The sequence below is a fragment of the Kutzneria sp. CA-103260 genome (assembly GCF_018263855.1).
Lineage (GTDB): Bacteria > Actinomycetota > Actinomycetes > Mycobacteriales > Pseudonocardiaceae > Kutzneria.
In genome coordinates, this window is sequence record NZ_CP073318.1 from 6,078,075 (window position 1) to 6,104,276 (window position 26,202).

The following is a 26,202-nucleotide window of genomic DNA, read 5'->3' on the forward strand; positions in this document are numbered from 1 at the left end:
ACCAGGCACAATCGATACCATGCCGAGGGAAGAACTGGCCCGGTTCCTGCGCGACCGCCGCCGCGGTCTGCGGCCCGCCGACGTCGGGCTGCCGATCGGCGGCCGCCGCCGCACGCCCGGCCTGCGCCGCGAGGAGGTCGCCGGCCTGGCCACCATGTCCGTCGACTACTACGCCCGGCTCGAACAAGCCCGTGGGCCGCGGCCGTCGCCGCGCATCCTCGACTCCATCGCCGACGCGCTCCGCCTGCCTCCGGCCGAGCGCCGCCACCTGTTCCGGCTCGCCGACACCACCCCCGCCGCGCCGCCCGGACCCGCCCGCCAGGTCCGCCCCTACGTCGCCGACCTGCTGCGCCGCATCCCCGAGGCCGGTGCCGTCGTCACCGACGCGACGTACGAGATCATCGCCTGGAACCCCCTGGCCGCGGCCCTGCTCGGCGACCTGTCCAGCGACGCCAACCTGGCCCGCCGCCGCTTTCTCACCCCCGATCGGGCCCGGACCTCCGGCGCGGAGGAGTTCGGCGAGATCGCCGTCGCCCGCCTGCGGGCCGCCGCCGCCCGCTACCCCGATGATCCCCGCCTGTCCCGTCTGCTCGCCGATCTCCGGTCCAGCGAAGAGTTCCGCCACATCTGGGACACCAATCCGGTCCGCACCCCCGGGCACCGCAGCAAGACCCTCGATCACCCCACCCATGGGCCGCTGCGTCTCAACTGCGACATCCTCACCGTGCCCGACGACGACCAGCAGGTCGTGTTCATCACCGCCGATCCCGGCACCGCCACCGCCCGCCTGTTCCGTTCCCTCGTCTGACGAGGCGCTGCCCGCCCGTCCTGACCGTTCGGGCGGGTCTCTGCCCCCAAGGTGTTCGGGACCGAGTGGTGCTCATCCGGCCAGGACGAGGTCCGCCGCGCCGGCCGGCAGTGGATCGAGGAGCGCTACAACACGAAGACCGCCACCGCGGCGCTGATCGAGGGCATCGACAAGGCGCGGGCCCAGTCCGGCGGCGCGACGACGGCCACCCACCCGGCAGCGTGGATGGCCGAGATCGTGAAGCACTTCCCGCACCGGCCGCAGCCGGTCGCGGCGGGCTGAGACCGGTCGTCCGGTCGCTCGGATCCGGCCATTTAGACAACGTTGTCGATGGCCGGATTTCCTGTCTTGCTTGTCTTCTTGACACTGTGATGGCCCTCCAGCAGGGTCTTGGCAACGTTGTCAACGTAGCGACGGGATCGGGAGACGGGCATGGCGCACGAGGCAGACGGGGTGTCGAGAAGGGGATTCCTGTCAACCGGGGTCACTCTGCTCGCGGGGTTCGGACTGGCGGCGGCACTGCCGGCCGAGGCGGCCGCGGCGACCGACAGCACCGACGCCTCGGCGCCGTCGGACCTGGCGCTGTTCCGCCCGGTGACGGTCTCCTCCACGGACTACGCGGCGACGCCGGGCTCGTTCGCGGTGGACGGCGTGGCCCAGGTCGGCCTGCGCGGCTCGGGCTGGCGGGCGACCCAGGGCGATCCGCAGTGGATGGTGGTGGACCTGCAGGGCCAGTGCCAGATCAGCAAGATCGTGCTGACCTTCGACGCCAGGCCCGGCGACCCGGCCTTCGACTTCAGCAAGTCCCGCAACCAGACCACCGGCCTGGAGATCCTGACCAGCTACTCGACGTCGTACGCGCTGGACGTGTCGACCGACGGCGAGGTGTGGACCACGGTCTACAGCACGGGTTCCGGCGCGGGCGCGGTGAACACGATCCCGCTGTCGACGACGGCGACGGCGCGCTGGGTGCGGTTCACCTCCTTCGCCCGCTCCACGTCAAACCCGTTGGGGCTCAACGGTTTTCAGGTGTACGGCAGCACCAAGGCGAACCGCCCGCAGGTGACTGGCTGGACCAACTGGCCCGCACAGCACCGCACGCCGCCGGCGCTGCGGGTGGCGGCCGACGGCACGGTGCCGGTGGAGTCCGGCTGGGTGCTGACAATGGACGACTTCGCGCCGAGCCAGGACGGCGCGGCGCTGTCCGGCCCGGCGGTGAACACCGACAGCTGGGTGCCGGCGACCGTGCCGGGCACGGTGCTGGCCTCGTTGGTCGAGCAGGGCCACTTCCCGGACCCGGTGTCCGGCATGAACAACATGGTCATCCCGGAGGCGCTGAGCCGCCACGCCTGGTGGTACCGCCGCACCTTCGCCGTGCCGTCGGGCCTGGACACCGGCGCGGGCCGGTTCGTCTGGCTGGAGTTCGACGGCGTCAACAACCAGGCCGACGTGTGGCTGAACGGCAAGTCGGTCGGCACCCTGTCGCACCCCTTCGGCCGGGCCGCCTTCGACGTCACGAACGCGCTGCGCCGCGGCGGCGACCAGGCGCTGGCGGTGAAGGTCTCCCCCATCCCGTTCCCCGGCAGCCCCGGCGACAAGGGCCCGGCCGGTCAGTCCTTTGTGGACGCCGGCGGCGGCATCTTCGCCAACTCCCCCACCCTGGTGGCCGCGTCCGGCTGGGACTGGATGCCCGCGGTCCGGGACCGGGTATCCGGCATCTGGGACCACGTGCGGCTGCGCTCCACCGGCGCGGCGGTGCTGGGCGACGCCCGCATCGACACCGTGCTGCCGAAGCTGCCCGACCTGAGCGCCGCCGAGCTGACGATCACGGTGCCGGTGCGCAACGCCTCGGCCAGCTCGCAGCAGATCACCGTGGCCGCGGCCTTCGACAACGTCAAACTGAGCGCCACGGTCACCGTCGCCGCCGGCCAGCAGGCCGACGTCAAGTTCGACCCCACCGCCTACCCGCAGCTGAAGCTGGCCAACCCGAAGCTGTGGTGGCCCAACGGTTACGGCGACCCGAACCTGCACGACCTCCAGCTCACCGCGACCGTCGGCGGCCAGGCCAGCGACAAGCGGTCCCTCAGCTTCGGCATCCGCAAGATCGGCTACGACTACGGCCTGCCGATCACCATCCAGAACGACCGCGCCGAGCAAACCGTCGACTTCCCGGTGCAGCAGGCCCAGTACGTGCGGGTGCAGGGCGGCAAGCGGGCCACCGGCTGGGGCATCTCGCTGTGGACGCTGTCCGTGGTCAACAGCGCCGCGCCGACCACCGACCTGGCGCTGAACAAGACGGCCACCGCCTCCTCCGACGACGGCAACCCGGCGCCGAACGCGGTCGACGGCAATCCGAACACGCGGTGGTCGTCGGCGTACAACGACAACGAGTACATCACTGTCGACCTCGGCTCCACGCAGACCTTCGACCGGTTCGTGCTGACCTGGGAACAGGCCTACGCGGCCACGTTCAAGGTCCAGGTCTCGGCCGACGGCAAGACCTGGACCGATGTGAAGTCGGTGGACAACTCGCCGGTGCCGATGACGGTTTTTGTCAACGGAGTCAAGGTGTTCATCCGCGGCGGCGCCTGGGGCTGGGACGAACTGCTGCGCCGCATGCCGGCCGAGCGCACCGAGTCGGTCGTGGCGATGCACCGGGACATGAACTTCACCCTGATCCGCAACTGGATCGGCTGCAGCTACCGGGAGGAGCTGTTCGCGGCGGCCGACCGTAACGGCATCCTGGTGTGGAACGAGTTCTGGGACGGCTTCTCCACCGACCCGGCCAACCACGACATCTTCCTGGCCCAGGCCAAGGACACCGTGCTGCGCTACCGGCACCACGCCTGCATGGTGGTGTTCTTCGGCTGCAACGAGGGCACCCCGCCGGACGCCATCGACGGCCCGCTGCGCGACATCGTCACCGGCAACACCGACCTGATGTACCAGAGCAACTCGGCCGGCGGCGTGATCAGCGGCGACGGCCCGTACCGGTGGCTGGACCCCAAGCAGTACTTCACCGGCGAGGCGACCGGCGGCAAGCACGGCTTCTGGAGCGAGATCGGCATCCCCACCGTGTCGGTGGTGGAGAGCATGCGCAACCTGGTCGGCGCGGGCGACCCCGGCTGGCCGATCGGCGCGCCGTGGTACCTGCACGACTGGTCGTCGCAGGGCAACCAGTCCCCGCAGACCTATCTGGCGGCGATCGACGCGCGACTGGCGCCGTCGAGCGGGCTGGAGGAGTTCTGCCGCAAGGCCCAGTTCGTCAACTACGAGAGCATGCGCGCCATCTTCGAGGCGTGGAACGCCCTGCTGTGGAACGACGCCCGCGGTGTGCTGCTGTGGATGTCGCACCCGGCCTGGCACAGCACCGTGTGGCAGACCTACGACTACGACCTGGACGTCAACGGCAGCTACTACGGCTCCCGCAAGGGCTGCGAACCGCACCACGTGCAGGCCAGCCTGGCGACCTGGCAGGTCAGCGCCGTCAACCACACGCCGGCGGCCGTGTCCGGGGCGACCGTGACGGCCCAGCTGTACGACCTGACCGGCAAGGCCATCGGCGCCGCGCAGACCCAGCAGGTCGACATCGCCGCCTCCTCGGTGAGCCAGGCCTTCACCGTGGCGTTCGGCGACTCGCTGCCGGCGCTGCACCTGCTGCGGCTGCGGATGACCGACAGCAAGGGCGGCCTGCTGTCCGAGAACACGTACTGGCGCTACCGCGCCGACACCGACATGCGGTCCCTGAACCAGGTGGCGGCGACCAGCGTCTCCGTGTCGCTGCGGCCGGACGGCTCCGCGTACAGCGCCGTCGTCAAGAACACCGGCAAGACGGTGGCGGCCATGGTTCGGCTGTCGCTGCGGGAGAGCAACGGCAAGGACCGCGTGCTGCCCACCCTGTACGGCGACAACTACTTCTGGCTGCTGCCGGGCGAGAGCAAGACCGTCACCGTGACGCCCCGGAAGTCCGTGTCGCACCCCCGGCTCCTCGTCGAGGGCTACAACGTGCCGACAACCCTGTCGTAGCCGCTGATCTCGCGAGTCCCGCTCTCGAGCAAGCATGTGTCGAGTTCCGGAACTCGACATTCAGTTGCCTGAGAGCGGGACTCGCGGGTTAGGCGTGGTCGACGCGGATGTCGCCGTTGTCGGTGGTCAGGTCGAGGCTGTGCTTGCCGGCCGGGTCGTCGGCGACGCGGATCTTGCGGTCGCCGTTGTGGGTGTCGGTGGACACCCGGTAGCTGTCGCCCGGGACGGCCAGCCGGATCTGGCCGTTGGTGGTGTGGGCGCTGACGTCGGCGGCCTCGGCCAGGGTGAGGTTGACGCTGCCGCTGGTGGTGTTGGCCTGCACGGTGCCGCTCTTGAGGCCGGAGCCGGTGACATTGCCGTTGGTGGTCTTGGCCTTCACGGTGCCGGTGACGTCGGTCAGTTCGACGTCACCGGAGGTGGCGCCGACGTCGACGGCCCCGACCTTGGCCAGGGTGATGTCGCCGGCGGTGGCCTGGCCGCTGATCGGCAGCCCGGCCGGGGCGGTCACCTGGTAGTCGATGGAGCAGTTGGAGCCGCAGTCGCCGGACAGCGTCAGCACCCCACCGTCGACGTGGTAGGTGTCCTGAGTCGGGGCCGGCCCGGTGGTGTACTTGATGGTCCGCACCACGGTGGTCTTGGTGAGCCCAGCCTGCCCTTGCACGCTCACATCACCGGCGTGGGTGTCCAGCTTGATCGACGTGATCGACTGGTCCAGCGCCTTGGTGTCGCTGACCGACTGCGGCGGCAGCAGGGTGGCCAGGTTGCCGCAGCCGCCGACGGCACAGGCCGCGGCCACCACCAGCACGCCGATACCCCAGTTGCGCATGTTGTCACTCCCCCGAACGATCCTTCTGCTCCGCAGCACGGTATCGGGGCCCGACGCGGCTGCGCATCGGGTACAACCCTGAGGTTTCTGGTAGGGAAAAGCCCACCTAGAAGGGATAGCCGTTGTGCTGGCCGGCGACGGTGACCCAGCGGGTGGCGGTGAACGCCTCCACGCCCCAGCGGCCGCCGAACCGGCCGTAGCCGCTGGACTTCACGCCGCCGAACGGCACCTGCGGCTCGTCGTCCACGGTCTGGTTGTTGACGTGCACGATGCCGGTGCGCAGCCGCCGGGCCAGCGCCAGGCCGCGCCGGGAGTCCTCGGTGATCACGCCGGCGGTGAGGCCGTAGTCGGTGTTGTTGGCGATCTCCAGGGCCTGCTCGTCGTCGTCGACGGCGGTCACGGTGACCGCCGGGCCGAAGATCTCCTCGGTGAAGATCCGCATGTCCGGGGTGACGTCGGCGAGCACGGTGGCCGGGTAGCGGGAGCCGTCGGCCGCGCCGCCGCCGGCCCGTACCGAGGCGCCGGCCGCAGCCGCCTCGGCCACCAGCTCGGCGACGCGGCGGGCGGCGCCGGCGCTGACCAGCGGCCCGATCACGGTGCCGGGGTCGGTCGGGTCGCCGTGCGGCAGGGACGCGGCCTTGGCCGCCAGCTTCTCGGTGAACTCGGCGGCGACCGACCGGTGCACCAGCACGCGGTCGGTGGACATGCAGATTTGGCCGGCGTTGTTGAACGCGCCGAAGTTGGCCGCGGCGACCGCGTAGTCGATGTCGGCGTCGTCCAGCACCAGCAGCGCGTTCTTGCCGCCCAGCTCCAGCACGGCCGGCTTGATGTGCTCGGCGGCGGTGGTGCCGATGATGCGCCCGACCCGGGTGGAGCCGGTGAAGTTGACCGCCCGGACCCGCTTGTCGGCGATCAGCGTGCGGGCCACGTCGGCGGCGTCGGCCGGCGCGTTGGTGACGACGTTGAGCACGCCGGCCGGCAGCCCGGCCTCGCGCAGGACGTCGGCGATGAACAGGCCGCAGGCGATGGGGGCGTCCTCGCTGGGCTTGACCACCACGGTGTTGCCGACCGCGAGCGGCACGGCCAGCGCGCGGGTGCCCAGGATGAGCGGGGCGTTCCAGGGCGCGAAGGCCGCCACCACGCCGAGCGGCTCCCGCAGCGCCAGCGAGAGCTGCCCCTCGGTCTCGGTGGACAGCACCTCGCCGACCGGCTGCCCGATCGCGGCGGCCGCGTCACGCAGGATGCCGGCGGCCAGGCCGACGTTGAAGTGGGCCCAGCCGGCGACGCCGCCGACCTCCTCGGCCATCAGCGCCACGCCCTGCTCGGCCTTGGCCTCCATCAGGTCGGCGGCCTTGAGGAAGATCCGGCGGCGGGCCGCCGGGGAGGTCGCCGACCAGGCCGGGAACGCCTGCTGCGCCGCGTCCACCGCGCGGGTGACGTCGGCCGCGCCGCCGGCGGCCACCACCGCGTACACCTCGCCGGTGTACGGGTTGAGATCCTCTGTCGTGCGGCCGTCCAGCGCCGGGACGTCCTCGCCGCCGATGACCAGGTCTCGCTTGATCGTCACAACCCACTCCGATGTTCGCTCTGCGCACGGCAATTCGCGATACGCACAGCAGTCTGGCCCGGTCGACGGCCGGCGTCAAGCCATGGAAGGTTTGAATTCGTACTATGTGGTCATGTGGCTCGACCAACGGGAACTGACCGCCTGGAAGCAGTTCCTGCTCACCGGGGCCGTCCTCAACCGGCTCCTCGACCAGCAGCTCAAGCAGGACTCCGGACTGTCCCACCCGCAGTTCGAGGTGTTGGCCCGACTGGCCGAGGCCCCCGAGGGGCGGCTGCGCATGACCGAGCTGGCCGGTGTGGCGGTGACGTCCAAGAGCGGCCTGACCTACCAGGTCGGCCAGCTGGCAAAGGCCGGCCTGGTGGAACGGCAGGGCTGCCCGAGCGACGAGCGCGGCATCGTGGCGGTGCTGACCGAGCAGGGCTGGCAGAAGCTGCGGGAGGCCGCCCCCGGCCACGCCGCGCTGGTGCGGGAGCTGTTCGTGGACGGCATGAGCCGCGAGCAGTTCGACGCACTGGCCGACGGCGTCGCCGCGCTGCACGAGAACCTGCGCGACCGGGTCGTCTGAAATCCGGAGGCGTCGGCCGGTGTCCCGGGATACGCTGGGCCGCAACACGATGACGGAGACAAGTAGCCGGGATCGACGCGGGTCGGAGAGAGCCGCCGGCAGCTGCGAAGGCGGACTCGCGTTCCCACGGTGAAGACACTCCCGAGTGCGGTGCGGGGAGCAGTGACATCGAACGAAGGGCCCCGCCGGCCGGCCCCCGTGATCGGGTCGCAGAGGTCCCCAGGTGGGGACGAAAGTGCGGTGGCACCGCGAGTTTCCCTTCTCGCCCGCACTCCCAAGGGGTCGACTCGACCACTGGAGTGGCGATGATCGCCCGAGTACTGGCCGCGGAACTTCCCGCCCACATCGGCGAACGCGTGCGCGTCGCCGGCTGGGTGCACCGCGGCCGTGAGCTGAAATCCGTGACGTTCGCGATCGTGCGGGACCGGTCCGGGCTGGCCCAGGTGGTCATGTCCGGGCCCGCGCCGACCGAGGAGACCGTCGTCGAGGTGACCGGCCTGGTCACCGCCAACCCGAAGGCCCCGGGCGGGGCCGAACTCACCGAGCCGGTGCTGGTCGTGCTCGGCGAAGCGGTCACGCCGCCGCCCTTCGACCTGTACCGGCCCACGGTTTCCGCCACCCTGCCGACCATTTTGGACAGTGCGCCGGTCACGCTGCGGCATCCCAGGCTGCGGGCCCAGTTCGAGATCGCGGCGGCGTCGGTCGCCGGGTTCCGCGCCGCGCTGGACGGCATCGGCTGCACCGAGATCCACACGCCGAAGATCGTCGGCTCGGCCACCGAGTCCGGGGCCACCGTGTTCGGCATCGACTACTTCGGGCGCAGGGCGTTCCTGGCCCAGTCCCCGCAGTTCTTCAAGCAGGCCATGGTCGGCGTGTTCGAGCGGGTGTACGAGGTGGGCCCGGTGTTCCGGGCCGAGCCGCACGACACCGCCCGACACCTGGCCCAGTACACCAGCCTCGACGCCGAGATCGGCTTCATCGCCGACCACCGGGACGTGATGGCCGTGCTGCGGCACGCCATCGCCGGCATGCTGGAGCGGGCCGCCTCCCGGGAATCCGCCGTGTCCCTGTTGGGGGCCGAGTTGCCCGAGGTGCCGGCGGAGATTCCGTCGATCCACTTCGCCGAGGCGCGGCAGTTGTTGGGCGGCAAGGACGAGGTCGACCTGGCCCCGACCGACGAGCGGTTCCTGTCGGAGTGGGCGCTGCGGGAGCACGGCTCGGAGTTCCTGTTCGTCACCGGGTATCCGATGGCCAAACGGCCGTTCTACACCCAACCCGAACCGGGAAACCCCAAGTACAGCAACAGTTTCGACCTGCTGTTCCGGGGGTTGGAGCTCGTCACCGGCGGACAGCGCCTGCACCGGCACGCCGACTACCTTGCCGCACTCGAACAACGTGGCGAGTCACCGGAGGCGTACCAGAGCTACTTGGAGGTGTTCGCCCACGGAATGCCGCCGCACGGCGGTTTCGCGATCGGTCTGGAGCGCTGGACGGCCCGCCTGCTGGGCGTGGCCAACATCCGGCAGACCACGCTGTTCCCACGAGACCTGCACCGACTGACGCCGTAGTGCCTTCTCCCCACTTCAAGATATAGCCGACCGGGGGCCTTGCGGCAAGGCCCCGGTGATGCCTCATCATTGCCCGCCGGACGACCTGTACCAGCGGAAATGGGGGGATTCACCATGCATGTCACGGTGACGGCGTACGGCTCGCGCGGCGATGTGGAGCCGGTGGTGGCGCTCGCAGCGCGGCTGCGGGAGCTCGGGGCGGAGGCGACGGTGTGCGCGCCGCCGGACGAGGAGTTCGTGGCGCTGATGGCCCGCGCCGGCGTGCCGCATGTGCCGCTCGGGCCGTCGGTGCGGGAGCTGATGTCCGCTGCGAAGCCGGACCCGTTCCGGCTCGCGGCGGGCCTGGTCGACGAACGGTTCGACACGCTGGCGAAGGTGGCGGAGGGCAGCGACGCGATCGTGGCCGCCGGCCTGATGCCGGCCGGGGCCCGCACGGTCGCGGAGCAGCTGGGCATTCGCTACGTGTTCGCGAGCTACCAGCTGTACGGGCTGCAGAAGGCTGTGTGGCAGCAGGATGTCGCGCGGATCAACGCCTTCTACCAGGAACCGCTCAACACCCACCTGGCCGCGCTCGGCCTACCGCCGGTGGACAACGTGCGTGATCACGTGTTCACCGACCGGCCGTGGCTGGCGGCGGATCCGGTGCTCAGCCCGTGGCAAGGTGTCACGGCGCTCGATGTCGTGCAGACGGGGGCGTGGATCCTGCCCGACGACCGCCCGCTGCCTGACGGGCTGGCGGAATTCCTCGACGCCGGTGAGCCGCCGGTGTACGTGGGCTTCGGCAGCATGCACCTGCACGCCGCGCCGGACCTTGGCCGGATCGCCGTCGAGGCCGCGCGGGCCCAGGGGCGGCGGGTGGTGCTCGCCCGGGGCTGGGCCGAACTGGACGCTGCCGACGACGACTGCTTTGTCGTGGGCGACGTCAACCAGCAGGCCCTGTTCCCACGAGTCGCAGCCGTCGTCCATCACGGCGGGGCCGGCACCACGACCACGACCGCCCGGGCCGGCGCGCCGCAGGTGGTCGTGCCGCAGATCGGCGACCAGCCCCAGTTCGCCGCCCGGGTGGCCGAGTTGGGCATCGGGGCCGCGCACGACGGTGCCGCGCCGACCTACGAGTCCTTCTCGGCCGCGCTGGCCACTGCCCTGGCCCCGGAGACGGCCGTGCGGGCCGAGGAGGTGGCCAGCACGATCCGCACCGATGGGACCACGGTGGCGGCGAAGATGGTGCTAGAGCAGCGATAGCAGTTCGGCGGCGGCGCGGGCCCCGGATTCCGCGCCGCCGTTCATATAACCCTGGGAGTCCACGGAGGTGTGCTCGCCGGCGATGTGGACGTTGCCCTGGCGGGTGCCCTCGTAGCCGGCGTAGCGGTGGCAGTAGTCGACGGGGTAGCAACTGTAGGCGCCGTAGGTGTAAGGATTCTTGTGCCACGCAGCGAGGGTGGCCTTGCTTGCGTAGGCGCTACTGATCCCGGGAACCACCACGCCGAACTGGGCGAGCTTCGTCCGCACGGCGGCCCGCACAGAGGACGAGGAGGCGTTGGAGAACGGCGTCGACGGCTGGAAGCTCAGGGCCCCGCTGCCGCCGCCGTACTGGATGGCGATGCCCGGCCGTCCCGGCTGCCCGGTGGTGGCGTCCCACACCTGCTGATAACCGGTGTCGGCAAAGCTGATCCCGTTGGCAATGCCGGGCCACGGCCCACGGCCGACCCATGGCCGGGAGGTGAACTGCATGTGCAGCTTGGTGCAGAACCCCATCTCCAGCGTGGAAATCGCGCCCCGCATGCGCGGATCGAAGCCAGCGCGGGTGAGGTCGAGACGCTGGAGCACGCCGAGCGGCACGGTGAGAATGGTGTGGTCGACGCGGACGGCGCCGGTGTCGAAGTGCAGGGTCTGGGTGCCGTCTCCGTTGCGCACCAAGGCTTCCAGCCGATGCCCGTGCTGCACGGTGCCGCTAGGTAACGTGGCGGCGATGGCTTCGGGCAGGGTCTGGTTGCCGCCGGTGATGTGGTAGCGCTCGTCGGACGCGCCCCAGATCGACGGCTCGTCCAGGTTCTCCTGGTCGATCATCAGGTACGCGAGGTTGACCGCGGTCTGCTGGCCGCTGTCCCGGCCGTACTCGACCACGTAGGCGTCGTCGAGGAAGCGGCCGAACCAGGTGGAGTGGCCGCCGGGCACCCGGGTGGCGATCCACTCCTGCACGCTCATCCGGCTCAGCGCGACGCCTTCCGGGGTTGAGGAGTTCCAGGCCGGCGCGTCCGGGCCGGCCTTGGCGATGTCGTCCTGCAACGCCTTGTAGACCGGCTGGAACTCGGCGGTGAACTCGGCGTGCGAACGGTAGCGGCCCTCGTAGAACAGGACGTCCTCGCTGCCGGCCGGTTCGGCGGCGTGGATGTCGGTGAGGCCGATGCCGAACCGCTTGCACAGGTCCCGGATCACGGTGTGGTCGGTGTCGATCAGCTCGCCGCCATACTCGGTGACCTGGCCGCCGTTCCAGTAGTGACGCTCGGAGAACATCCGGCCGCCGACCCGGTCGTTGGCCTCGTAGACGGTGCAGCGCACGCCGGCGTCGGCCAGGGCGAGTGCCGCGTTGAGGCCGGCGATGCCGGCGCCGATGACAGCAATCCGCGCCTTGGTGTCGATCCGCGGGACCGCGGCCGCCTTCGGTGCGCGTAAGACGCTCGCCGCGCCCAGCACGGCGGCGGTGGCGCCGAATATCTTGAGCACGTCTCGCCGACCCAACGTGCCGGCGGCACGGGCCGCCCGCGCCTCTTGGAACTCGGCAACCGGCAGGCCCAGCCGCGCGGCGGCGGTGTGGTCGGCGGCGACTCGACGCAGGAACCGGAACATCTCCGTACGCGGCATGCCGGGAGCAAACACCAACTGAATCAGTACTGTCAACGAATTCTTGCAACGAAATCAGTCGTTAACCATGCCCAGGAACGCGCGAGTCGCAGGAGACAGCGCCACTCCGGCCGGGGTCGCCGCGTGCACGGCCCGCACCGGCACCTCGTCCGGATGCAGCCGCACGACGCTGATGTCCGGCCGCACCGACTCGGCCGCGATGCCCGGGATCAGCGTGATGCCCACGCCCGCCGCGACGAGGCCCTGCTTGGCCAGCCAGTCCCGGGCCACGAAGCCGATCCGCGGCCGGAAGCCGTGTTCCAGACAGGAGCTGATCAGGGTGTCCTCGGACCGGTCGCTGCCGGCGATCCACTGCTCCTCGGCCAGGTCGACCAGCCGCACCCGGCGCCGCCGGGCCAGCCGGTGCCCGGCCGGCAGCGCCACCAGCATCGGGTCATCGCACAGCTTGCGCAGGTCGAGACCGTCGAACGGGCCGTCGCCGGACAGGATCGCCACGTCCAGCTCGCCGGCCCGCAAACGCTTGGCCAGGCCCGGCGTGTAGCCCTCGGTCAGCGTCACCACGACCGCCGGATAAGCCGCCCGGAAGGCCGCGATCGCCTTCGGCACCAGGGATACGTCGGCCGTGGCGAACGCGCCGATCCGCAGCCGGCCGGTGGCCAGCTCGCGCAGGTCGGCCAGCTCGCGGCGGGCCGCCTCCAGCCGGTCCAGCACCGCCTCTGCGTGCAGGAGCAGGCGGCGGCCGGGCTCGGTCGGCCGGACGCCACGCGGCAGCCGGTCGAACAGCGGGGTGCCGGCCTCGTCCTCCAGCGCGGAGATCTGCCGGGAGATCGCCGACTGGGTGTAGCCCAGGCGCGTGCCGGCCGCGGTGAACGAACCGAGCCTCGCGACCTCGACGAACACCCGCAGCAGGCTGCTGGACAACTCATGCGCGTCTGGCATGCCAGTCATGCTAGACATTCGCTGGTGGCATCGCGGGGACAATCGTAGCGTCGACGCCATGGAAAAGATCGCCTTTCTGGGACTGGGCTCGATGGGCCGGCCGATGGCCCACCGCCTGCTGGCCGCCGGCCACGAGCTGACGGTGTGGAACCGGACCGCCGCGAAGGCGGACCTGCTGGCCCAGGACGGTGCCAAGGTCGCCTCCACCCCGGCGGAAGCCGTGCGGGACGCCGACGTCGTGGTGACGATGCTGGCCGATCCGGAGGCCGTGCACGCCGTCGTCGACGCCATGGCCCCAGCCCTCAAGCCGGGCGCACATCTGATCGACATGTCCTCCATCGGCCCGCAGGCCTTCGCCGAGGTCGCGGCCAAGTTGCCGGCGGGCATCACCGCGATCGACGCCCCGGTGCTGGGCAGTGTCGATCGAGCCGCCGCCGGCGAGCTGGTGCTGTTCGTCGGCGGCGATCCGACGCCCGTGCAGGCGGTCCTGGAGCGGTTCGGCCGGATCACCCGCTGCGGCGGGCCAAGTACCGGCTCGGCGTTGAAGATCGTCGCCATCACGGCGGTGATCGTCGGCGTGACGGCGGTGGCGGAGGCCGTGAAACTCGCCGACACCTATGGCCTGCCCGAGGATCTGGTCCGGGCCGCCCTGGGCAACAGCCCGGTCGGTGGCGTCACGGCGCGGGCCTTCGCCGAGGGCGTGCACTACCCGATTCGCTTGGCGGCCAAGGATGTCGCGCTCGCCACCGGGTCGGCCGAGCTGCCGTTGGCGCGCACCGTGCACGAACAGCTGACGCGGCTGGCCGACTCCGAGCAGGACTTGGGCAAGGTGGTGGCGCAATTGCGGCATACCGCCGTGTAGCGTGCGCCGTGACCTGGCGGAGCTGGTGTCGCGCGACTACGAGCGCATGCTCGACCTGGCCGTCGCGGTGATGGACAGCCGCAACGCGGACCGGACGAGGTCGAGGTGTGGACGCCGTGGTACCGCGGCGTCCTACCGCAAGCTGGGCACGTCCGACCGGCTCACCACCGTGCTGCGGGCCCAGCGCTGCGGGATTCTCCCATCATAGCAGGGAAATCCCGTTCTCCGCGGCGATCTGCCGCAGCGCCTGGACGCTGTCCCGGGTCGCCTGCACCGTGCCGCCCTCGGGGACCGAGTGGTGCGTCTCGATCGACAGGTAGCCGCCGTAGCCGGCGTCTTCGAGGCTGCGCAGCTGGCCCGCCCAGCCCACGATGCCCGCGCCGGGCCGCACCCAGCCCTCGCCCCGCTGGTAGTCCTTGACGTGCACGTGGGCCACCGCGTCGGCCACCTTGCCCTGGTTGACCGGGTCCGGCTCGGCGTCCCGGAAGCGGGCCTCGTTGGCCGGATCCCAGACCACGCCCAGCAGGCCCGGGGCCATCTTGCCGAGCAGCTCGTCGGCCTCGGCCACGGTCGCCACCATGCAGGCCTCGTCGATCTCCAGCAGCAGCGTGAAGCCGGCCGCCCGGGCCTGGTTGGCCGCCGCCGACAGCACGTCGGCCAGCCACGGCAGGTACCAGTCGCGGTCGTCCACCCGCAGGCCGGAGAACACCCGGATGGCCTGCGCGCCGACCAGGTCGGCGATCTCCATGCCCCGGTCCAGGTGCTCCCAGATGGCCTTGGTCGCCTTCAGGAACGGCGTGTCCACCACCGGACAGCTGAACCCCTTCAGAGCGGCTTGGAACTCGCGCAGGCGGCGCTGGTCGTGGTGCACCACGTTGCGGCCGGCGACGCTGCGCAGCTCGACCGCCTCCAACCCCAGCGCCTCGCACTCGCGCAGCGCCGTGTCGAGATCGGGGGCGATCTCGTCGGTGATGACGGACAACCGCATGGCGCTTCCACTCCACGATCGGCAGGGTTACCCGTGGAGTACCAGCTGTCCGCCACTCGACGCAACGGCTACCGGCCGTAACGGTCCAGCCCGGCCACGCCTGGGGTGACATATGGTCGAAAAACCGGCCCCGGGGTTTACAGCCGCAGACTCACCACGTTCGACCGGCGGGCCGTCTCGAACCCCAGCCGAAGATTCACCTCCACCATGTGCGTGTTGTCCGCCCCGGTGTTCGTCCAGATCTCCCGCAGCCCGTCGCGATCGGCGGTGAACCAGCGCAGCATGGCCGCCTTCATCGCGAGACCCAGCCCGTGCCCGCGGTGGGCGGCGAGCACGGCGGTGTCGCCCTGCATGAGCCGCATCGGATTCAGCGGTCGGTACTCCAGCTCGGTGAGCCCGACGACCTCGCCGTCGGGATCGACCGCGACGACGGTCCGGCACTCGACGCCGTGCTTGGCGAGGCCGGCTTCGACGCGCCGCACCCGGTCCACCGACCATTTCGGCGTCACGAGGCCGGCCGGGGCGTCGGCGATGGCGTTGCGGGCGCTCGCGTACGACTCGACGACGTCATCGGGTGCGGCGCCGATCCAGCGCACCAGCCGATACCCCTCGGGCACGGCGACCTCCCAGCGTCCCCGGTCCACCTCACCGAAGTTGAGGATCTGGGTCAAAGTGGTGTGCACGGCCCGGAAACCGAGGGCCTTCGTCCAGTGATCGCCCGCTCCGCCCTCGGTGACGTGCCGGCCCTCGATGCTGGTGCGGCCACGCTCGCGCAGCACGGGAGTGATGGCGCGCAACAGTTCCGTGGCGATGCCCTGCCTGCGGAACTCCGGGTGCACGAAGAGCTGCGCGATGGCCAGGTGTTCGTTGCCGTCGACCGGCAGATAGCTTGTCGCCGCGGCAACGAGCCGGCCATCGAGGTGCGCCTGCCACATCAGGCGTTCGCCGAGGTGCACCGGGGGCACGGCCAGCACGGCGGCAGTGGCCTGCCGGGTCGGCGTCGGCAGCTCCGGATAGTCGACGGCGTAGACCGCACACCGCATCGCGTGGTACTCGTCGATGTCGACGTCGCTGCCCGGCTGAATTTCGATCACAGGCCGGCCAGCTCCCGGTTCACCACGGAATACCGCCGCACGGTGGCGAAACCGAGGCGGTGATTGACATCGGCCATGTACTGGTTGGCGGTGGCGGTGGAGGTCCACACCCGGCGCAGGCCGGCCTTGTCGGCGGTGATCCAGCACAGCATGTGGGCCTTCATGGCCTGGCCGAGCCCGAGACCGCGATGGGCGGCCAGGACGGCGGTGTCGCGTTGGGCGGCGAGCTCGGGCCGAAAGGGCTGGAGATCGAGCTCGGTCACGCCGACCACCTCGCCGTTCGGGGCGACAGCGGCGACGACCCGGCGTTCGATGCCGTGCTCGCGGTAGCCGGCCTCCAGCCGCCGAACCCGTTCCACGGTCCAGTCGGGGGCCCGGAAGGCGGACTCCCCGGGCGGGGCGTCGCCGATGGCGTGCCGAGCCCGGGCGTAGGACTCGACCAGGTCTTCGGGCGCGTGCCCGATCCAGCGCACGAGCCGGTAGCCGGGCGGCGGCTCGACCTCCCAGATGGCCGGGTCGACCTCGGCGAACTCCAGGATCTGGAAGACGGAGATGTTGACCGTGCGGAAGCCCCGGTCGGCGACGAACCGAGCCCCCGGGGAGTTGGGTTCCACCTGGGAGACCTCGACGACCACCCGGCCGCGCTCGCGCAGGGCGACCGCCCCGGTGCGCAGCAGTTCCGAGCCGATGCCCTGCCGCCGCAACGCGGGATGCACGACGATCCGGGCGAAGGCCAGGTGCTCGTTGCCGTCCACGGGCAGCTGGGCGATGAGGCAGCCGGCCAGCCGACCGTCCAGACGAGCCGTCCACAGCAGGCGTTCGCCCAGGTCGACGTCGGGATCGCGGAGCCGGGCCAACACGGCGTCCCGGGTCGGCGGCGGCGATTGCGGGTAGTCGACCAGGCTCGCGGCCCGCTGCAACTCGTGGTACTCGTCGACGTCGGCTTGCCGCCCGTCGACCAATCGCACTTCCAGCACCAACCCACTATGGCCGCTCAACGCCGTGCGGTCAGGCGAATTCCGGTTCGATGATCCACATGTCCACCCGCAGCGACCGCCCCTTGGACGTGACCTCGATCGGGGCGGCGCCGCTGAGCCGGGCCCCGAGCGCCCGGGCCACGGCCACACTGGCCACGTTCTCGGCCTCGATCTCCAGCAGCACGTGCGGCAGCCCCACGGTGCGCAGCGCGAACCCGGTGATCACCTGCCCGGCCCGCACGGCCAGGCCCTGCCGCCGGTGGGCCTTGCCGACCACATAGCCGGCCAGGCACAGCGCCGGCCGCAGGAACACCATGCCCAGCGGCACGTCCTCGCCCGGCCGGGTGATGGCCAGGTGCAGCCGGTTCTCCTCGACCCGGGTCCGCCGCATGGCGGCCAGGTAGTCCCGGGCCGCGGCCAGGTCGAACGGCGTCACGATGGGCGTGCGCAGCGCCACGTCGGGATCGTCGAACAGCTCGACCATCGCCGGCAGGTCGGCGTCGGTGAAATCCCGCAGCAGCAGGCCGTTTCCGGTGAGGACCAGCGGCGATGCGAACGGGTTCATGCCGCAACAATGCCAGAGACACCCGTTCGGCAACGCCCGTACGATCCGGGCCATGCGCTTCATCATGGACACCGACGTGCCGGTCCCGACCCGGGACGGCATCGCGCTGGCCAGCAACATCTGGCGGCCGGCCGACGAGCGCCCCGCGCCGGTGCTGCTGTTGCGCACCCCGTACGGCAAGGACGACGTGGCCAGCTACGGCGGCAACCGGCCCAACCTGTTCGCCCTGCTGGCCGCCGGCTACGCGGTGGTGATCCAGTGCTGCCGGGGCACCGCCCGCTCCGGGGGCGTGCACGTGCCGCACGAGACGGAGGCCGCCGACAGCGCCGACACCATCGGCTGGCTGCGGGAACAGCCTTGGTGCGACGGCAACATCGGTGGCTTCGGCGCGTCCTACCAGGGCGCGGTGCAGTGGCAGTCGGCCGAGTTGTTGCAGGCCATCGCCCCCACGTTCGCCACCGCCGACTTCTACCGCGCCCCCTGGTACTCCCCCGGCGGCGCGATGTCGCTGCACACTGTGCTGACGTGGATCACCGCGAACGCCGCCGGCGAGGCCATGAAGGCCGGCGCGGTCGGCGACCTGCCGGAGATCATGCGGCAGCAGTTCGACGCGCTGCCGACCAGGGACCATCCCGTGCTGGCCAAGCACTTCCCTTGGCTGGACACGGTTTTCGCCCACCCGGACCGGGATCAGTACTGGCAGCAGCTGGCCGCCGCGGCCAAGGCCCCCGCGCTGAGCGTCGGCGGCTGGTACGACGTCTTCATCGACGAGACGGTCCGCGGGCACAACGAGCGGCTGGTCATCGGGCCGTGGACGCACCTGAGCACCGACTACCGCGGGGCCAACCTCACCGAGGCGCACCTGCGGTTCTTCGACCAGTGGCTACGGGGCAAGCCCGACGACTCGGCGCCGGTGCGGATCTTCGTGATGGGCATCGACCAGTGGCGGGACGAGCCGGCCTGGCCGCTGCCCGACACCCGTCGGATGGACTACTTCCTCGGCGACGGCACACTTTCCGGCACCACGCTCGCCGAAGGCTCCCTGACCTATCGGTACGACCCGCTCGACCCCGTGCCCACCCTCGGCGGCAACACCCTCGCCGCCGACGCCGGTCCGCGCGACCAGCGCCCGGTCGAGGCCCGCGACGACGTGCTCAGCTTCACCGGGCCCGCGCTGGCCGACCCGTTGGAGGTCACCGGACACGTGTCGCTGACCCTGTTCGTGTCCAGCTCCGCCGTAGACACCGACTTCATGGGCAAGCTCGTCGACGTCCACCCCGACGGCGCCGCCGTCAACCTGTGCGAGGGCATGCTGCGCGCCCGCTACCGCAACTCCCTGTCCACGCCGGAACTCCTTGCGCCGGACCGGGTCTACGAGCTGACCCTGGACCTTTCGGTGACGTCCAACGTGTTCCTCCCCGGCCACCGGATCCGATTGGACGTCACCAGCAGCAACTTCCCGCGCTACGACCGCAGTCCCAACACCGGCGGGGTGGTCGCGGCCGCGGGCAAGGACGATGTGGTGGTCGCGGAGAACACGGTGTACTTCGGCGCGGCCCGCCCCAGCCGGCTGACCCTGCCGGTGATCGACCGCGGGCCGGCCGGCTGACCGCCCCGCCACCCGGACACCACGCCACCCCACCCCACCCTCCACCCACCGCCTTTCACACAGGCAAATGCCACATGTGCGCCACAGTCGACTTTTTTCGCCACATGTGGACCACATGTGGCGAAAAAAGAGGGGCGAGGCTAGCGCCAGGTGACCAGGTCGTCCAGGGGGATGCGCTTGGGGCGGTTGGTCAGCTTGGCCGGCACGCGGCGGTCGTTGTCGTCGGAGTAGCCGAGGGTCATGATCCCGGCCAGGCCGACGTCGGCCGGCAGGCCGACGACCTCCTCCAGACCGTCGGCGTGCGGGCCGAAGAAGCCGGTGGCCAGGCCTTCGTTGGCGGCAGCCATCTGGAGCATCACGAGCAGGCTGCCGCTGTCGAACCACCAGTACGGCACCGGCCACTGGCCCTCCTCGCCGTCCTCGGTGACCTTGTCCGGCTGCTGGTACCGCTCGTGGTAGGAGGCCTCGCGCACGCCGATGACGATCAGCACCGGGGCGACCGAGACCCACGGCCCCACGCCGGACTCCAGGTAGGGCGGCTCGATGAGTTCGGCGACCTTGCCGCGAATCTCAGGGTCGGTGACGACGATCAGCCGGTGCCCCTGGCTGAAGCCGGCGCTGGGCGCGCGGTGCACGACCTGCACGATCCGGCGCACCACGTCCTCGGGCACCGGGTCGGGGCGGTAGCTGCGCACCATTCGGCGGGCGCGGAGCACATCGGCGAAGTCCACGGGCATCTCCTCGGATCGATCGGCGTCACGAACCATTCCCGGGCCGGGAACGGGCCGTCAACAGCACTGCGTGCTTGCTCACCCGAACGTCGCCGGTGACCTCGGCCCGCAGAGCCGACAACTCCTCGTCGGTGAGGTCGCGGTCGACGCAGCTGGCCAGGTAGGCCACCACCGGCTCGGCGGTCGGCACGACCAGCTCGTCCTCGTAGCGGACCAGCTCGACGTCGTCGAACTGCGCCGCCAGCAGCTCGACCGCGTTCTCGGCCCGGAACGAGAGATTCATGGCCTCGGGAAAGGACATCGGCAGCCCGGCCCGGGCGGCGATCTCCCACAGCTGCGCCATGTGCCCGTCACCGTTGGTGCTCGCGACCAGCCAGCCGCCGGGGCGCAGCACCCGCCGCAGCTCGGCGATGCCCCGGGCCGGATCGTCGACGTGGTACAGCATGTGACACGCGACCGCGCCGTCGAACGAGCCGGTCGGGAAGGGCAGGGCGTCGGCGCTGCACCGGGCGGCCGCGAATCCCTTGTCCCGCAACGCGGTGCACATCGCCGCGGAGGAATCGGTCGGCACCAGCTGGAAATCCGGCTGGTACGGCCACAGCGCCCCGGTGCCGGCGCCGACCTCCAGCACGCGACGGCCGCTCGGCAGGTGGTCCCGAACCCAGTCGTGCCACGGGGTCGGATTCGTGCCGTAGCGGTGCAGCTCGATCCGGGCCGAGAGCTTTCCGGTGGTGCGGTACTGGAGGCTCATGCCCCCACCATGCCGTCTTGACGAGGCGAACGCCGACAGTCTAACTTCGGACCGTCCAACAATGGACTGTCAGAGGGGACACCACATGGCCGAGACTGCTGCCCGCGCCGACGTCGAGGTGGCCGGCCCGGAACGGCTGATCTACTTCTCGGACGCGGTGATCGCCATCGCCATCACGCTGCTGGCCCTGGAGCTGCCGACGCCGACCTCCGGCGTGCACGGGGACGCCGGCGTGCTGGCGTTCTTCGGCGAGCACGCCGAGGAGTACCTGGCCTTCCTGATCAGCTTCGGGGCGGTGGCCATGCACTGGCTGATCCACCAGCGGTTGTTCCGCCACGCGGTGGGCCTGGACGGCCGGCTGATCCGGTGGAACCTGTTGTGGCTGCTCATGATCGTGCTCATGCCGTGCACCACCAAGCTGCTGACCAGCGAGGTCGACGCGTTCCCGGTCCAGTTCACGGTGTACGCCGCCGACCAGGCGCTGGCCGGCCTGTTCCTGCTGCTGGCCGTGGCCGACCTGCGCCGGTTCCACCTGCTGCGGGCCGACGCCCCGGCCGAGGTGATCAGCGACGCGATGGAGTTCATGACGGCGGTGGCGGCGATGTTCGTGCTGTCGATCCCGGTCGCGTTCGTGACGAACTGGGCGCTGCTGTGCTGGTTGCTGCTGCCGGTGGTGCGGGCCATCGTGCGCTTCGTGGGACGGCGGATCAGCGCCACTGCGTGAGCAGCCGCCGGCCGGCCCAGACCACCAGCACCAGCTCGACCAGGCCGAACAGCACCAGGACGGTGAGGCTGGGCAGCGCGGTGAGGGCGACGCCGATGCCCAGCACCGGCAGGGCGAGACCCAGGTAGAAGGCGAGGAACACGCCGGCCAGGGTCTCGCCGCGCAGCTCGGGCGTGGCCAGCGAGCCGACCATCGCGAGGGTGACCCGGAAGGTGAGGCCCATGCCAGCGCCGCCGAACAGGGCGCCGCCCCAGAACAGCAGCACGCTGCCGGCCAGCACACCGGCCGGGATGGCAGCCAGGGACACGATCATCGCGCCCAGCCCGGTGATCAGCTGCTGACGCAGCGGCTGCCCGACGAACAGCAGCTGCGCGCCGGCCGCGGCGGCGAAGACCGAGGTGGACAGCAGGCCGCCGACCAGCGGCGACGCGATGTGGAAGGAGCCGGCCAGCAGGGTCGGAGAGACGGCCGAGACCAGGCCGCTGAACATGTTGCCGACGAAGGCGACGGCGGCCGCGGCCCAGAACACCGGCCGCACGTGGGGCGGCACGGACACGCGCTGCGGACGGTAGCGAAGGCGGTCTTCGCTGCGCTCGACGGTCTCGGGCACGTGCCGCACGGCGAGGGCCACCGCCACCAGCAGGACGAGGAAAACCAGGTACGGCACGGTCAACGGCGCGGTGACGTAGCTGGCCAGCACCCCGCCGACCACCGGCCCGAGGCCGAGGCCGGCCATGTTGAGCATGGACGAGAACAGCCCGGCGTCCCGGCCCGGGTGGGCCACGGCTCGCAACTCGGCCAGGTGGGCGGTGGCGGTCGCGGTCAGCGCGCCGATGCCGGTGCCGCAGACGAACCGGGCGATGATCAGGCCCGGCACCTCCGGCCAGGCCAGGAACAGCACCGCCGCGACGATCTCCGCCAGCACCGAGGCCAGCACCATGCGGCGACGGCCGATCCGGTCGCTGATGTGTCCGACCAGGTACGTGCTGGCCACCACGCCGATCGCGTACGCGGCGAACACCACCGTCACCACAGCCGTGGGAAAGCCGTCGCGCGCCTGGTAGAGCCGGTAGAGCGGGGTCGGCAGGGTCGAGAACGCCAGCGACACCCCGAACGCGGCGGCCACCGCCCAGAAGCCGCCGCCGTGTCCGAGCCGAGTCGGGCGCTCGACCATCAGCGAGGAAGTCATGTCCCTACGATGCGATCGATTGTTGATCGAGTCCAACGAAAGATTCTTGTCTCAGTTATCGATATGATGCGTTAATGGAGACGCGCCAGCTGGAGTACTTCGTCGCGGTCGCCGAAGAGCTGAGCTTCACCCGGGCCGCGCTGCGGCTGCACGCCGTGCAGTCCACGGTGTCGGCCGGCATCAAGTCGCTGGAGTCCGACCTGCGCACCGTCCTGTTCGACCGGTCCACCCGGGCGGTGGCGCTCACCCCGGCCGGCGCGGCGTTCCTGCCTGAAGCGAAGGCGGCCTTGGCTGCGCTGGACCGAGCGAGGGCGGTCGTGGAGGAAGCCGGCGCGGGGCTGCGGGGCAGCCTGCGGATCGGCACCATGACCACCGTCGGCAACATCGACCTGCCCGGCCTGCTCGGCGCGTTCCATCACCGGTATCCGCTGGTCGACCTGCACCTGATCGAGTCGACGGCCGGTTCGACCGGGCTGGTCGAGGACGTGCGCACCGGCCGGCTCGACGCCGCCATGGTGGCGCTGCCCGCTTCGGACCTGAGCGGCCTGTCGACGCGACACCTGGACCGGCAGCCGTACCTGCTGCTGGTGCCGCCCGGCCACCGGCTTGCCGAGCGGGCAGCGGTGACCGTCGCCGACCTGGCCGGCGAGGAATTCGTCGACACGCCAAGGGGATTCGGCAACCGCGTCACCGTCGACCGGGCCTTCGAGGCGGCCGGCGCGCCGCGGCGGGTGGTCGCGGAGGTCGCCGACATCCGCACAGTGCCCGACTACGTGCGGGTCGGGTTGGGCATCGCGGTCGTGCCGGACCTCGACATCGTCCGCGCGCCGGACCTGGTGGCGGTGGAGTTGGCCGGCACGGCGGTGGAGTGGCTGGTGACGCTGGTGTGCCTGGCCGACCGGCAGCCCAGCCGGGCGCTGGCCACGCTGCTGGACCTGGTGGACGGGCTGGTGGCGGACGACTAGCGTTTCCTCAGGTGAGCGACGAGACATTCCGGCTGCTGGTCAACGGGGCCGAGGTGACAGTCGAGTGCGACCGCGACACTCCGTTGCTGTTCGCGCTGCGCAACCGGCTCGGACTGAAGGGCACCCGGTTCGGCTGCGGTCTGGGACTGTGCGGGGCGTGCAACGTGCTCGTCGACGGGCGGCTGATCCACTCCTGCGACACTCCACTGTGGTCGGTCGACGGCAAGGAAGTCGTGACGGTGGAAGGCCTCGGCGACACTCCCCTGCAACGGGCCATGATCGACGAGCAGGCGGCGCAGTGCGGCTACTGCGTGTCCGGCGTGGTGATGACCGCGACCGCCCTGCTGGCCCGGAATTCCGCGCCGGACGAGGCCGAGGTCCGGGCGGCGCTGGACGACAATCTGTGCCGCTGCGGGGCGCACAACCGGATGGTGCGGGCTGTGGTGAAGGCTTCCCAGGTCGAGGCGACCCGATGATACCGCCCAATCTGGCCGCCAATCCCCGGCTGTCGCACTGGGTTTCCGTGCACGCCGACGGCACGATCGACGTCCGCTGCGGCAAGGTCGAGCTGGGACAGGGTGTTCTGACCGCGCTGGCGCAGATCGCCGCCGACGAGCTGGACGTGGCCTACCACCGGATCCGGATGGTGCCGCTGACCACCGACTCCAGCCCGGACGAGGCGCTGACCGCCGGCAGCCGCTCCATCGAGGACTCCGGCGCCGCGCTACGTCAGGTCGGCGCGGAGGTCCGCGCCCTGTTCGTCGATGCCGCCGCCGGCATCATGGGCGTGTCGACCGACCTGCTGTCGGTCGACGACGGCGTGATCAACGGCGCCATCACCTACTGGGACCTGGTCGATGATGTCGACCTGGACGTGGAGGCGACCGGATCCGTCGCCCCCAAACCGTTCGCGGAGCGGCGTGTGGTCGGCACCAGCTGGCCGCGGCTGGACATCCCCGACAAGGTGTACGGGCGGCCCCGGTTCATCCACGACGTCGCACTGCCCGGCATGCTCTACGGCCGGGTCGTCCGGCCGCCGTCCCGGGGCGCGACCCTGGTGTCAATGGCGGCTCCCAAGCTGGACGGCCTGGTGGAAGTGGTGCGGGAAGGCGACTTCCTCGGTGTGATCGCCACCCGTGAGGAAACCGCCGTGCGGGCCGCGGAGCTGCTGCGCTGCGAGTGGGTCGAGCAGGACTGCCTGCCCGATGTCGACGCCCTGCCGGAGTTCCTGATGTCCCGCGACACCGAGGACGTCACGATCAGCGGACCATCCATTTCGGACTCTTCTGAGACCACGGTCAGCGCCGTGTACTCCCGGCCGTATCTGGCCCACGCGTCGATGGCGCCCTCCTGCGCCCTGGCCCGCTGGGACGGCGACAAGCTGGAGTTGTGGTGCCACAGCCAGGGCGTCTACCACCTGCGCCGGGACATCTGCCGGGCGCTCGGGGTGGCGATCGACCAGGTCACCGTGCACCACGTCGAGGGCGCTGGAGCCTACGGCCACAACGGCGCCGATGACGCCGCCTTCGACGCGGTTCTGTTGGCCCGGGCCGTGAACGGGCAGCCGGTGCAGGTGGTCTGGTCCCGGGCCGACGAACTCGGCTGGTCCCCGTTCGGCGCCGCGATGGCCGTGCGCGTGGAGGCCGATCTCGATGCCGACGGCGAGGTCGTCGCGTGGCGGCATGACCTGTACAGCAACGGACACGTCAGTCGGCCGGGCCTGTTCGACATCCCCTCGCTGCTCGGCAATCAGCTTCGGACCGGTGACGCCCCGCCGGTCTCGATGGACCCGCCCTACGCCGGCGGCGGTGGTTCCGAGCGCAATTCCGTGCCGCTGTACACGTTTCCGTCCAAGCACGTGGTCAAGCACCGGCTGCTGGAGATGCCGCTGCGCACCTCGTCGCTGCGGGCGCTGGGCGCGTACGCCAACGTCTTCGCGATCGAGTCCTTTGTGGATGAACTGGCCGCGCGGGCCGGGGCCGACCCGGTCGAGTACCGGTTGCGACACCTGGAAGACGACCGCGCCCGGGCGGTGATCACCGCCGCGGCCGACGCCGCCGGCTGGGCCGACCGCGGCGAGGGCTGGGGCTTCGCCTTCGCCCGCTACAGCAACCACGGCGCCTACTGCGCGGTCGTCGCCGAGGTCGAGGCGGAGACCTCGGTGCGGGTTCGGCGGCTCACCCTCGCCGTCGACGCCGGGGCCGTGATCAGCCCCGACGGGCTGCGCAACCAGGTCGAGGGCGGGGCGATCCAGAGCACCAGCTGGACGGTCAAGGAGCAGGTCCGGTTCGACCGGTCCCGGGTCACCAGCACCGACTGGGAGTCCTACCCGATCCTGCGGTTCTCCGAGGTGCCGGCGGTCGAGGTGGTCCTCGTGGACCGCCCTGACCAGCCCAGCCTGGGCGCCGGCGAGACCGCCCAGGGCCCGGTCGCCGCGGCCATCGCCAACGCCCTGCACTCCGCCCTGGGCATCCGCGTCCGCACCCTGCCCCTGACCCCCGCCAACATCATCGCCGCCCTGTGACACCCCCGCGAGTCCCGCTCTCAGGCAGCCATGTGTCGAGTTTCATGACTGGCCGAGAGCCG

Annotated in this window: 24 protein-coding genes; 13 read left to right on the plus strand and 11 right to left on the minus strand. The window is 71.0% G+C overall.

Annotation, left to right across the window (positions count from 1 at the left end):
* Positions 1–19 precede the first annotated feature (19 nt).
* The 3 genes from JJ691_RS26580 to JJ691_RS26590 all read left to right on the plus strand — a co-directional run bounded on the left by JJ691_RS26580 (position 20) and on the right by JJ691_RS26590 (position 4,834).
* On the plus strand, positions 20–808 hold the full coding sequence (locus JJ691_RS26580; RefSeq protein WP_211762362.1) for a helix-turn-helix transcriptional regulator: 789 nt from the start codon (positions 20–22) through the stop codon (positions 806–808).
* Between the two features lie 51 nt (positions 809–859).
* On the plus strand, positions 860–1,090 hold the full coding sequence (locus JJ691_RS26585) for a hypothetical protein (RefSeq protein ID WP_211762363.1): 231 nt from the start codon (positions 860–862) through the stop codon (positions 1,088–1,090).
* 150 nt (positions 1,091–1,240) lie between these two features.
* Positions 1,241–4,834, plus strand: a complete 3,594-nt coding sequence (locus JJ691_RS26590; protein ID WP_211762364.1) for a discoidin domain-containing protein — start codon at positions 1,241–1,243, stop codon at positions 4,832–4,834.
* Positions 4,835–4,922: 88 nt separating this feature from the next.
* Here the strand turns inward: JJ691_RS26590 and JJ691_RS26595 are convergent, their stop codons facing one another.
* Positions 4,923–5,660, minus strand: a complete 738-nt coding sequence (locus tag JJ691_RS26595) for a DUF4097 family beta strand repeat-containing protein (RefSeq protein ID WP_211762365.1) — start codon at positions 5,658–5,660, stop codon at positions 4,923–4,925.
* Positions 5,661–5,766: 106 nt separating this feature from the next.
* Positions 5,767–7,227, minus strand: a complete 1,461-nt coding sequence (locus JJ691_RS26600; RefSeq protein WP_211762366.1) for an aldehyde dehydrogenase family protein — start codon at positions 7,225–7,227, stop codon at positions 5,767–5,769.
* 112 nt (positions 7,228–7,339) lie between these two features.
* Between JJ691_RS26600 and JJ691_RS26605 the strand changes: the two genes are divergently transcribed.
* The 3 genes from JJ691_RS26605 to JJ691_RS26615 all read left to right on the plus strand — a co-directional run bounded on the left by JJ691_RS26605 (position 7,340) and on the right by JJ691_RS26615 (position 10,602).
* Complete coding sequence (locus tag JJ691_RS26605; protein ID WP_211762367.1) at positions 7,340–7,792, plus strand: MarR family winged helix-turn-helix transcriptional regulator; 453 nt, start codon at positions 7,340–7,342, stop codon at positions 7,790–7,792.
* A 305-nt stretch (positions 7,793–8,097) separates the two neighbouring features.
* Positions 8,098–9,360 (plus strand): aspartate--tRNA(Asn) ligase, encoded by a 1,263-nt coding sequence (gene aspS, locus JJ691_RS26610; protein ID WP_211762368.1) that lies wholly within the window; start codon positions 8,098–8,100, stop codon positions 9,358–9,360.
* 114 nt (positions 9,361–9,474) lie between these two features.
* A complete protein-coding gene (locus JJ691_RS26615) occupies positions 9,475–10,602 on the plus strand; it encodes a glycosyltransferase (protein WP_211762369.1) in 1,128 nt (375 codons plus the stop codon).
* Here JJ691_RS26615 and JJ691_RS26620 read toward each other — a convergent pair.
* Both JJ691_RS26620 and JJ691_RS26625 read right to left on the minus strand, forming a co-directional pair.
* Complete coding sequence (locus tag JJ691_RS26620; protein WP_211762370.1) at positions 10,588–12,222, minus strand: flavin monoamine oxidase family protein; 1,635 nt, start codon at positions 12,220–12,222, stop codon at positions 10,588–10,590. The genes JJ691_RS26615 and JJ691_RS26620 overlap by 15 nt on opposite strands.
* A 54-nt stretch (positions 12,223–12,276) precedes the next feature.
* Positions 12,277–13,161 (minus strand): LysR family transcriptional regulator, encoded by an 885-nt coding sequence (locus tag JJ691_RS26625; RefSeq protein WP_211762371.1) that lies wholly within the window; start codon positions 13,159–13,161, stop codon positions 12,277–12,279.
* A 58-nt stretch (positions 13,162–13,219) separates the two neighbouring features.
* Here JJ691_RS26625 and JJ691_RS26630 point away from each other — a divergent pair, with 58 nt between their 5' ends.
* Complete coding sequence (locus tag JJ691_RS26630) at positions 13,220–14,023, plus strand: NAD(P)-dependent oxidoreductase (RefSeq protein WP_211762372.1); 804 nt, start codon at positions 13,220–13,222, stop codon at positions 14,021–14,023.
* A gap of 1 nt (position 14,024) precedes the next feature.
* Entirely contained in the window at positions 14,025–14,231 is a 207-nt protein-coding gene (locus JJ691_RS26635) for a hypothetical protein (protein ID WP_211762373.1), read from the plus strand.
* On the opposite strand, the gene JJ691_RS26640 is transcribed toward JJ691_RS26635, so the two are convergent.
* The 4 genes from JJ691_RS26640 to JJ691_RS26655 form a co-directional block, all read right to left on the minus strand.
* Positions 14,226–15,011, minus strand: coding sequence for a sugar phosphate isomerase/epimerase family protein (locus JJ691_RS26640; protein WP_211762374.1), 786 nt, complete (start codon positions 15,009–15,011; stop codon positions 14,226–14,228). The genes JJ691_RS26635 and JJ691_RS26640 overlap by 6 nt on opposite strands.
* 137 nt (positions 15,012–15,148) lie before the next feature.
* Entirely contained in the window at positions 15,149–16,105 is a 957-nt protein-coding gene (locus JJ691_RS26645; protein ID WP_211762375.1) for a GNAT family N-acetyltransferase, read from the minus strand.
* A complete protein-coding gene (locus JJ691_RS26650; protein ID WP_211762376.1) occupies positions 16,102–17,082 on the minus strand; it encodes a GNAT family N-acetyltransferase in 981 nt (326 codons plus the stop codon). The genes JJ691_RS26645 and JJ691_RS26650 overlap by 4 nt, the downstream gene beginning before the upstream one ends.
* Before the next feature lie 31 nt (positions 17,083–17,113).
* On the minus strand, positions 17,114–17,647 hold the full coding sequence (locus JJ691_RS26655; protein ID WP_211762377.1) for a GNAT family N-acetyltransferase: 534 nt from the start codon (positions 17,645–17,647) through the stop codon (positions 17,114–17,116).
* A 52-nt stretch (positions 17,648–17,699) separates the two neighbouring features.
* On the opposite strand from JJ691_RS26655, the gene JJ691_RS26660 reads away from it, so the two are divergent.
* Positions 17,700–19,256: a CocE/NonD family hydrolase gene (locus JJ691_RS26660; RefSeq protein WP_211762378.1), complete on the plus strand. Its 1,557-nt coding sequence runs from the start codon at positions 17,700–17,702 to the stop codon at positions 19,254–19,256.
* A 140-nt stretch (positions 19,257–19,396) separates the two neighbouring features.
* Here JJ691_RS26660 and JJ691_RS26665 read toward each other — a convergent pair whose 3' ends face one another.
* Both JJ691_RS26665 and JJ691_RS26670 read right to left on the minus strand, forming a co-directional pair.
* On the minus strand, positions 19,397–19,987 hold the full coding sequence (locus tag JJ691_RS26665; RefSeq protein WP_211762379.1) for a nitroreductase family protein: 591 nt from the start codon (positions 19,985–19,987) through the stop codon (positions 19,397–19,399).
* Between the two features lie 25 nt (positions 19,988–20,012).
* Positions 20,013–20,738: a class I SAM-dependent methyltransferase gene (locus JJ691_RS26670; RefSeq protein ID WP_211762380.1), complete on the minus strand. Its 726-nt coding sequence runs from the start codon at positions 20,736–20,738 to the stop codon at positions 20,013–20,015.
* Positions 20,739–20,823: 85 nt separating this feature from the next.
* Between JJ691_RS26670 and JJ691_RS26675 the strand changes: the two genes are divergently transcribed.
* On the plus strand, positions 20,824–21,462 hold the full coding sequence (locus JJ691_RS26675; RefSeq protein ID WP_211762381.1) for a TMEM175 family protein: 639 nt from the start codon (positions 20,824–20,826) through the stop codon (positions 21,460–21,462).
* On the opposite strand, the gene JJ691_RS26680 is transcribed toward JJ691_RS26675, so the two are convergent.
* Positions 21,446–22,651, minus strand: coding sequence for an MFS transporter (locus JJ691_RS26680; RefSeq protein WP_211762382.1), 1,206 nt, complete (start codon positions 22,649–22,651; stop codon positions 21,446–21,448). The two genes, JJ691_RS26675 and JJ691_RS26680, sit on opposite strands and share 17 nt — an antisense overlap.
* 74 nt (positions 22,652–22,725) lie before the next feature.
* On the opposite strand from JJ691_RS26680, the gene JJ691_RS26685 reads away from it, so the two are divergent.
* From JJ691_RS26685 to JJ691_RS26695, 3 genes are read left to right on the plus strand one after another with little or no spacing between them, the layout of a single operon-like run.
* Positions 22,726–23,616: a LysR family transcriptional regulator gene (locus tag JJ691_RS26685; RefSeq protein ID WP_211762383.1), complete on the plus strand. Its 891-nt coding sequence runs from the start codon at positions 22,726–22,728 to the stop codon at positions 23,614–23,616.
* A gap of 11 nt (positions 23,617–23,627) precedes the next feature.
* Positions 23,628–24,092 carry a (2Fe-2S)-binding protein gene (locus JJ691_RS26690; protein WP_249227028.1) on the plus strand — a complete coding sequence of 155 codons (465 nt, stop codon included), beginning with the start codon at positions 23,628–23,630 and terminating at the stop codon, positions 24,090–24,092.
* Entirely contained in the window at positions 24,089–26,140 is a 2,052-nt protein-coding gene (locus JJ691_RS26695) for a xanthine dehydrogenase family protein molybdopterin-binding subunit (RefSeq protein WP_211762384.1), read from the plus strand. The genes JJ691_RS26690 and JJ691_RS26695 overlap by 4 nt, the downstream gene beginning before the upstream one ends.
* Positions 26,141–26,202 lie beyond the last annotated feature (62 nt).